The organism is Edwardsiella ictaluri ATCC 33202 (assembly GCF_000264785.1).
GTDB classification, from domain to species: domain Bacteria; phylum Pseudomonadota; class Gammaproteobacteria; order Enterobacterales; family Enterobacteriaceae; genus Edwardsiella; species Edwardsiella ictaluri.
Genome location: NZ_AFJI01000025.1, coordinates 45,527 through 53,839 on the forward strand (window position 1 = coordinate 45,527; position 8,313 = coordinate 53,839).

Annotated in this window: 9 protein-coding genes and 2 tRNA genes; 4 read left to right on the plus strand and 7 right to left on the minus strand. The window is 57.8% G+C overall.

From position 1 onward, the window contains the following. Positions 1-15: 15 nt before the first annotated feature. Positions 16-750, minus strand: a complete 735-nt coding sequence (locus EIEH_RS03290) for a succinate dehydrogenase/fumarate reductase iron-sulfur subunit (protein ID WP_015869838.1) — start codon at positions 748-750, stop codon at positions 16-18. After that, positions 743-2,542 (minus strand): fumarate reductase (quinol) flavoprotein subunit, encoded by a 1,800-nt coding sequence (gene frdA / locus EIEH_RS03295; RefSeq protein ID WP_015869839.1) that lies wholly within the window; start codon positions 2,540-2,542, stop codon positions 743-745. The genes EIEH_RS03290 and frdA overlap by 8 nt, the downstream gene beginning before the upstream one ends. Positions 2,543-3,014: 472 nt before the next feature. Here frdA and epmA point away from each other — a divergent pair, with 472 nt between their 5' ends. Next, complete coding sequence (gene epmA / locus EIEH_RS03300; protein ID WP_015869841.1) at positions 3,015-3,992, plus strand: elongation factor P--(R)-beta-lysine ligase; 978 nt, start codon at positions 3,015-3,017, stop codon at positions 3,990-3,992. 2 nt (positions 3,993-3,994) lie between these two features. On the opposite strand, the gene EIEH_RS19585 is transcribed toward epmA, so the two are convergent. The 5 genes from EIEH_RS19585 to rsgA all read right to left on the minus strand — a co-directional run bounded on the left by EIEH_RS19585 (position 3,995) and on the right by rsgA (position 7,171). Next, entirely contained in the window at positions 3,995-4,351 is a 357-nt protein-coding gene (locus EIEH_RS19585) for a hypothetical protein (RefSeq protein ID WP_035608647.1), read from the minus strand. 94 nt (positions 4,352-4,445) lie between these two features. Continuing rightward, positions 4,446-4,919 carry a hypothetical protein gene (locus tag EIEH_RS19590; RefSeq protein WP_071525682.1) on the minus strand — a complete coding sequence of 158 codons (474 nt, stop codon included), beginning with the start codon at positions 4,917-4,919 and terminating at the stop codon, positions 4,446-4,448. Beyond that, positions 4,895-5,077 carry a hypothetical protein gene (locus tag EIEH_RS19595; RefSeq protein WP_015869843.1) on the minus strand — a complete coding sequence of 61 codons (183 nt, stop codon included), beginning with the start codon at positions 5,075-5,077 and terminating at the stop codon, positions 4,895-4,897. The genes EIEH_RS19590 and EIEH_RS19595 overlap by 25 nt, the downstream gene beginning before the upstream one ends. A 56-nt stretch (positions 5,078-5,133) precedes the next feature. Then, positions 5,134-6,033: an archaetidylserine decarboxylase gene (asd, locus tag EIEH_RS03315; RefSeq protein ID WP_015869844.1), complete on the minus strand. Its 900-nt coding sequence runs from the start codon at positions 6,031-6,033 to the stop codon at positions 5,134-5,136. A gap of 94 nt (positions 6,034-6,127) precedes the next feature. After that, the gene (gene rsgA / locus EIEH_RS03320; protein WP_015869845.1) at positions 6,128-7,171 is read right to left on the minus strand and encodes a small ribosomal subunit biogenesis GTPase RsgA; all 1,044 of its coding nucleotides are present in this window, start codon (positions 7,169-7,171) and stop codon (positions 6,128-6,130) included. 149 nt (positions 7,172-7,320) lie between these two features. Here rsgA and orn point away from each other — a divergent pair, with 149 nt between their 5' ends. The 3 genes from orn to EIEH_RS03335 all read left to right on the plus strand — a co-directional run bounded on the left by orn (position 7,321) and on the right by EIEH_RS03335 (position 8,246). Then, on the plus strand, positions 7,321-7,866 hold the full coding sequence (orn, locus tag EIEH_RS03325) for an oligoribonuclease (protein ID WP_015869846.1): 546 nt from the start codon (positions 7,321-7,323) through the stop codon (positions 7,864-7,866). 181 nt (positions 7,867-8,047) lie between these two features. Next, positions 8,048-8,123 (plus strand) — tRNA-Gly (locus EIEH_RS03330). Positions 8,124-8,170: 47 nt separating this feature from the next. Beyond that, positions 8,171-8,246 (plus strand) — tRNA-Gly (locus EIEH_RS03335). Positions 8,247-8,313: the final 67 nt, after the last annotated feature.

Genomic DNA, 8,313 nt, shown 5'->3' on the forward strand with positions numbered 1-8,313 from the left:
GCAATCGAGTCTCCCTTATTGCGGTTTCAGCATTGCGATCATGAAATCTTTGGCACTTTCTACCTTGCCCTGCTGGATGGCCGCAGCCGGATCCACGTGTTTCGGGCAGACTTCAGAGCAATAACCGACGAAGGTACAGCTCCAAACACCGTTTTGGGTGTTCAGTACCGGCATACGCTCTTTCTTACCGTGGTCGCGGTTGTCCAGGTTGTAGCGGTGAGCCAGGGTGATCGCGGCCGGGCCGATGAACTCCGGATTCAGACCAAACTGCGGGCAGGCGGCATAGCACAGGCCACAGTTGATGCAGCCGGAGAACTGATGGTATTTCTCCATCTCCGCCGGGGTCTGCTTATTGGTACCCTCTTCCGGTTTGCGATCGTTGCCGATGACGTACGGTTTGATCGCTTCCAGGCTCTCGATAAAGTGGGTCATATCGACCACCAGATCGCGCTCAACCGGGAAGTTGGCCAGCGCCTCAACGCGCATCCCGTTCGGGTAGTCGCGCAGGAAGGTCTTACAGGCCAGTTTCGGTACGTTATCGACCATCATCCCGCAGGAGCCGCAGATAGCCATGCGGCAGGACCAGCGGAAGGAGAGGTCCGGCGCCAGATTGTCCTTCACATACAGCAGGGCATCCAGCAGGGAGGTTGCGTCATCATACGGAACCTCGTAAGTCACAAAGCGCGGCTCGGCATCCTGTTCCGGGTTGTAGCGCATGACTTCCATTTTCAGGTTTTTCATCTCAGCCATTCGCTTTTTCCTCTTTCTTCTTGGCTTCCTGAGCTTCTGCTTCGGCACCGTATACACGTTTGGCCGGCGGCAGCTTGGTGATCTTCACATCGCTGTACTCAATGCGCGGTGCGCCGCTTTCATTGAAGTAGGTCAGCGTATGCTTCAGGAAGTTTACGTCATCACGCTCGGTGCAGCCTTCATCCAGGCGCTGGTGAGCACCGCGGGATTCACGACGGTTAATGGCGGAATGTGCCATACACTCGGCAACGTTCAGACCGTGCTCCAGCTCGATGGCATACAGCAGCTCGGTGTTGAATACGCTGGAGGTATCGGTGATCTTGACGTGCTTGAAGCGCTCTTTCAGCTCAGCCAGTTTGTCGACCGTCTTCTGCATCAGATCGGTGGTACGGTAGATACCGCAGCCCTCTTCCATGGAGGTGCCCATTTCATCGCGCAGGGTCGCCCAGTTTTCGTTGCCTTCCTGGTTAACCAGCGCTTTGAGGTTGCCCTCGATGTCTTTCACCTGCGCGTCCAGCGCCGTGCCGTTCGTCGGGGTGACATTCTGCAGATGCTGCAGGGCGCTTTCGCCAGCGACGCGGCCAAAGACCACCAGTTCAGCCAGGGAGTTGGAGCCCAGGCGGTTGGCGCCGTGCAGGCCGACAGAGGAGCATTCGCCGACGGCAAACAGACCCTTAATGCGGGTTTCACAGTTCTGATCGGTTTCGATACCGCCCATGGTGTAGTGTGCGGTCGGTCGTACCGGGATCGGCTCATTGACCGGATCGACACCGACGTAGGCCTTGGCCAGTTCACAGATGAACGGCAGGCGCTCGTGCAGCTTCTTGGCGCCGAGATGACGCAGGTCCAGATACACGACGTCGCCGCGCGGTGTGGAAATAGTGCGGCCTGCGCGCCATTCGTGCCAGAAAGCCTGGGACACTTTGTCACGCGGCCCCAGCTCCATGTATTTGTTCTTCGGCTCGCCCAGCGGCGTTTCCGGCCCGAGGCCATAATCCTGCAGGTAACGGTAGCCGTCCTTGTTGACCAGAATCCCGCCTTCGCCGCGGCAGCCTTCAGTCATCAGGATGCCTGAGCCCGGCAGACCGGTCGGGTGATATTGAACGAACTCCATGTCACGCAGCGGAATACCGTGTTTGAAGGCCATGCCCATCCCGTCGCCGGTGACGATGCCGCCGTTGGTATTGTAACGGTATACACGGCCTGCGCCGCCGGTTGCCAGGATAACGGCGTTGGCGCGGATCTGCACCATGGTGCCTTCCATCATATTGATGGCGACGACGCCGCGGGCCTGACCGTCATCCACCAGGATATCCAGCACGAAGTGCTCATCGAAACGCTGGATCTGCGGATACTTCAGTGAGGTCTGGAATAGGGTGTGCAACATGTGGAAGCCGGTCTTGTCTGCGGCAAACCAGGTACGCTCAATCTTCATGCCACCGAAACGACGTACGTTGACCGAACCGTCAGGTTTACGGCTCCACGGGCAACCCCACAGCTCCAGTTGGGTCATTTCGCGCGGACAGTTATGTACGAAGTGATCGACGACGTCTTGCTCACACAGCCAGTCACCACCGGCAACGGTATCGTGGAAGTGGAAATCGAAAGAGTCATGAGCCTGAGTGACGGCCGCGGAACCGCCTTCCGCCGCCACGGTGTGGCTGCGCATCGGGTACACTTTTGAGATTAAGGCAATCTTCAGTTGAGGGTTGGCCTCGGCGGCGGCAATCGCTGCTCGTAAGCCAGCACCCCCAGCCCCGACGATGGCAAGGTCTGCGTTAAAGGTTTGCACTGCATTCCTCCGGGTGTTCAATGGTAAAGTAACGTTTAAAAACGAATAACCATTCCAGAATGCGTATTAAAGAAAGGTAGCATAAATGTAACTGCTGTCTTTATTACGCATGGGAATGGTTATGCTTTATAAGTTTGAATCCCAAAAATTATACTCATGTTGAAGTGGTAGAAAATTGACGTGGTTGGGTGTTTTATCCTTTTTAGAGCGGGAAAAAATAGTAAAATGTGATCTTAAGGATGTTTCTGCCGTTATATTCTATTTTTAATATGTTTTGTTTGCTTTTTAGAATAGTGTAAATAGTTTTCAGATTCATCTATTAGGTAGCTCGTCAGTATCCAGTGCCGTTTAAGGTACGCTTTGCGCGGTGATACGGGATAGCGGGAGCCCGGTGAGGCCCGGTGAGGAAAACTGTCATCTGCGGAGAGAAGCGGGTAGACTGCCCACCCTGTTTTATTTCGGAGTTATCATCATGAGCGATATGGCAAGCTGGCAGCCCAGTGCACCTGTGGCTAATTTGTTGAAACGTGCCAGCATCCTGTCCACCATCCGGCGGTTTTTCTCAGACCGCGGCGTGCTGGAGGTCGACACCCCGTCGATGAGCCAGGCCACGGTAACGGATGTTCACCTGGTTCCCTTTCAGACCCACTTTGTCGGTCCCGGGGTAGCACAGGGGATGATGCTATATCTGATGACCAGCCCGGAGTATCATATGAAGCGGCTGCTGGCCGCCGGCAGCGGCCCCATCTATCAGCTGTGTCGCAGTTTCCGCAATGAAGAGTCTGGGCGCTATCACAATCCGGAATTTACCATGCTGGAATGGTATCGCCCGCATTATGATATGTATCGTCTGATGAATGAAGTGGACGATTTGTTGCAACAGGTGCTTGAATGCGAAAGTGCCGAAACGCTCTCTTATCAGCAGGCTTTTATTCGTCATCTGGACGTTGATCCGCTCTCTGCCGATAAAACTCAGCTGCGTGAAGTGGCGGCAAAACTGGATTTAAGTAATGTTGCTGATAATGAGGAGGATCGCGATACGCTGCTGCAGCTGTTATTTGCCTTTGGCGTTGAGCCCCATATCGGTAAAGAACGTCCGGTATTTGTCTACCATTTTCCGGCCAGTCAGGCATCGCTGGCGCAGATCAGTACTGAGGACCACCGCGTCGCGGAGCGCTTTGAGGTGTACTACCGCGGCGTAGAGCTGGCCAACGGTTTCCATGAGCTGACTGATGCAGCGGAGCAGCGCCAGCGCTTTGAACAGGATAATCGCAAGCGGGCGGCGGCGGGACTGCCGCAGCAGCCGATCGACGAGCATCTGCTGGCGGCGCTGGAGCACGGAATGCCGGACAGCTCCGGGGTCGCACTGGGCGTCGATCGTCTGATCATGTTGGCGCTGTCAGCCGAGCGTCTCAGCGAGGTGATCGCCTTCTCCGTCGATCGCGCCTGACCTTAACGATTACCTCCCAGACCCGCGCCCGGCGCGGGTTTTTTATGCCCGGCATACTCCGTCAGCAGAGCGTACAGCAGCCCTCCCCACAGCAGGTGGTTAAGCTGATTTTCACCGGAGTCAGCGCGATTGAGATATAGCGGAGTACCGGCGCGGCGCAGGCTGGTGGCCAGCAACAGCAGGGTCGGGCACATCATGATGAAGCAGGCGCACCCAAGGGTAGAGGTAAAGCTGCGATTGGCCAGATTGTTGAAGATCACCACGGCCATCAGCAGCGGAGCGATAAGCCAGATAGACGTGCGGTAATAGCGCATGGCGCGACGTACCTGACGTTCGCCCCAGCCGAGCGAGGTGGACAATGAATAGCCCGCTGTTATGGGAGGGCGGCGCTGATCATCAAGGCCCACAGCGCCGGTAACGCGACCAGAGTCGACCATAGCAGGGTATGCAGGGTCAGCGAGATGTGATCTTGGTTGACCTTGTCAACGCGTACCAGAAACGCGCTGTGGTAGCGGCGTGACTAGACGCAGGGTGGTGCGATAGGTCAGCATCATTATGACAGCCTGGCTGAGCCGGTGCAGGGTATCCAGCGACAGCAGGCGCTCCAGCGCCCGCAGGGTGGTCAGCCGGTAGCCTAAGCCCGACAGGATCGATATCTGCCGCCCAGAACAGGTAACGGTGGATCGCCTCGCGGGCTTCTGTCAGGGTTTCGATGGCGCCCTTGAGTTTGGCCAGTTCCAGAATTGGGCTATCACAGCCATACAGCAGGGAGTTGAGATTTCGCCCACTGGGGGCTGTAGGCGCTACTGTGAGCTGCTGGCGCAGTTCGTGGATCAGGCGTGGAAAATCACTGATGGTTTTGCGGTATTGCTGGGTACGTTGGGCGGAGGTGTTGGCCTCTTCTATCCACCCCGGGGTGCTTTGCAAGGCATCGACGGTTTTGTCCTGTGCGGCGCGCTTTTGGCCGCCTCGGCCTGCTTGAGAGCCAACGTCAGCTGGCGTTTATTCAGCGGCGGCTGTGCCAGCCCCGGCAGCAGTCGCCGCCGCAGGTCGCTCAGCAGAATACGTTGGAGGATGTGGCGCATGGTCGGCCCTCGCCATTGCTGAGGACGGGCGCGGCGATATACGCCGCACCGGGGGATTATGTGGGTTCTGCGTTGGCTGCGGATTCCTGCGCTGCGGCAGGCGCGTGGCCCAGCTCCCGGCCCATCCGGGTGATGCAGCCGGCGCTCAGGGCGCAGTCAAACTGGATGCGGCCGGGGGCGAACAGGTTGATCACCGTGGAGCCCAGCTTAAAGCGACCCATCTCCTGGCCTTTTTTCAGCGCGACGGCGCGCTCGCCTTCGGCTGGGTAGGTCCAGCGGCGGATAATTCCGGCACGCTCGCTGTTTACGCAGCCGTCCCAAACGGTTTCGATGCTGCCGACGATGGTGGCGCCGACCAGGATCTGCGCCAGAGGGCCGAAGGCAGTATCAAAGATACAGATCAGTCGCTCGTTGCGGGCAAACAGATTGGGCACATTGGCGGCGGTTAGCGGGTTGACGGAGAACAGATCGCCCGGGACATAAATCATTTCGCGCAGCTGGCCATCGCAGGGCATATGCACCCGGTGATAATCGCGCGGCGACAGGTAGGTGGTGACGAACTGACCACCGCGGAAGGTTTCCGCCAGCGGATACTGTCCAGCCAGCAGCGCCTCCAGCGTATAGTCGTGGCCCTTGGCCTGCAGGATGCGATCCTCGTCAATGGGGCCGAGCTGGCTGATGGCTCCGTCGGCGGGCAGCACCACGCCATCGTCAAACTCGGCGAGGGGGCGTACCCCATCGCGCAGTGGGCGGACGAAGAAGTCGTTAAAGGTCTTGTAGTGCGCCGGATCGGGGTAAAGCGCTTCCTGCATATTGATGCCGTAATAGCGGGCAAAGCCCTTGATGGCGCTCTGGGTCAGCCAGCCGGCCGGTTTATCAGCGGCCCAGCCAGCCAGGCGCGTCAGCCCCTGTTTCGGCAGTAGATATTGCAGTCTGATTTTAATGCTATCGAGCACGTTAGCCTCTTTATCCAACAGAATAATCTACCGGCTACACGCAGTATAGCCGGATAATACATTGATAATGCCCAACGCGGGCCGGGCAGCGGCGTTAGCTATCGCCGTTGCCGAAGTTCTTGCGCAGTTTAACCTGCGCCATCCCCTCAAGAATACGATGATAGTTGTCAAAACGCGTTTCTGCGATATCGCCGCGCTCTACCGCCTCTCGCAGGGCGCAGCCCGGATCGTTGCCGTGTTTACAGTCGCGGAACTTGCAGCCGCCCAGGTAGTCACGAAACTCAATGAATCCTTGGGTTATCTGCTCTGCGTCCAGATGCCACAGGCCAAATTCACGGACGCCGGGCGAGTCGATCACGTCACCGCCGTGCGGAAAGTGATACAGCCGGGCCGCGGTGGTGGTGTGCTGGCCCAGACCGGAGTTATCGGAGACGGCGCCGACCTCGATCTGACTCTCCAGCGTCGGCAGCAACGCGTTGAGCAGGCTGGATTTACCCACGCCGGACTGACCGGCGAAGATGCTGATGCGCTGGGTTAGCCGATCCTGCAGCTGCACTATGCCTTCGCCGTTGTGGCTGGAGACCAGCACTACCCGGTAGCCAATGTGACGATAGATCTCCATCGCCTGTTCGACAAACTCGCGCCCCTCTTCATCCAGCAGATCGACCTTGTTCAGCACGATCAGCGGCTCGACGCAGAGGGTTTCACAGGCGACCAGATAGCGATCGATGATGTTCAGCGACAGCTCCGGCAGGATAGCCGAGACGATGACGATCTGGTCGATATTGGCGGCGATGGGTTTCACTCCATCGTAGTAGTCCGGACGCGTCAGGACGGAGCTGCGCGGATGAACGGCCTCGATGATCCCTTTGCTGCCAGCCTGCAGCGCGGCGCGCCAGACCACCCGATCGCCGGTCACCAGCGATGGCAGGGTACGGCGGATGTTGCAGCGCTGCTGAGTGCCATCGGCGGCCTCAACGTCGGCATGTTTGCCGAAACGGCTGACGACAATCCCGTCCTGGGCGTCACCGAACAGGCTGTCGTCCATCTCTGCGCTATTGTCCGTCTGCTGCAGACGACGCTGGTGATTGGTATGCACCCGTCGCTGCTGGCCGTGCGATAGTTTTTTCTTACTCAACTGCGTCTCACTCTGTTTTTGATGCACTGCGGCGATCGCCCGCAGCGCGTAAAGTGTCTATGATACACGCTGGGCTGTGTCCCGCAATTGAGCGTCATCGCGATCGCGCGGACACGCTGTGCCATTGAATACTATTTGCCGGGGGAGCTATGAGTGCAAGTGAAACGCGTTTGATTTGGATCGATCTGGAAATGACCGGGTTGGATCCGCAGCGCGACCGGATCATCGAGATCGCCACGCTGGTGACGGATGCCGATCTGAACGTGCTGGCGGAGGGGCCGGTGATTGCGCTGCATCAGGATGACGCCCAGCTGGCGCTGATGGACGAGTGGAATGTACGTACCCATACCGCCAGCGGGCTGGTGGCGCGGGTGAAGGCCAGTCAGTACGATGATGCGGCCGCCGAACAGGCGACCCTCGACTTTTTGCGTCAGTGGGTACCCGCCGGCGTTTCTCCGATCTGTGGCAACAGCGTCGGCCAGGATCGTCGCTTCCTGTTCCGCTATATGCCGGAGCTGGAGCGCTATTTCCACTACCGCTATCTGGATGTCAGTACCCTGAAAGAGCTGGCGCGTCGTTGGAAGCCGGAGATCCTGGAGGGATTCAAGAAGAGGAATACCCATCAGGCGCTGGACGATATTCGTGAATCGGTGGCTGAGCTGACGTATTACCGTACGCATTTTATCCAGCCATAGTGCCGCGATGCGCCCGGGCGTCGATAATCTGCGCATCCGGGCGTTTTTATCGTCAGTCAGGCGATTTATACGATTTTTTCGCGAAAGGGACTTGCGGGGGGCGAAAATCTCCGTATAATGCGCTCCCCGTACCGAGACGGAATTGTGAGGTTTTTCAAACGCACACCGTCCGCTATGCGACGCGGGAATAGCTCAGTTGGTAGAGCACAACCTTGCCAAGGTTGGGGTCGCGAGTTCGAGTCTCGTTTCCCGCTCCAAATTTAGAAGGCCGCCGTGCGGCTGGATGAAAAAAAGCAGTACCATTGCGGGAATAGCTCAGTTGGTAGAGCACAACCTTGCCAAGGTTGGGGTCGCGAGTTCGAGTCTCGTTTCCCGCTCCAAACTTTCTAAACACCTTATTACTGTTATGGTGTTCGATGCCAGAAGCATCGACTCCTCGCGGGAATA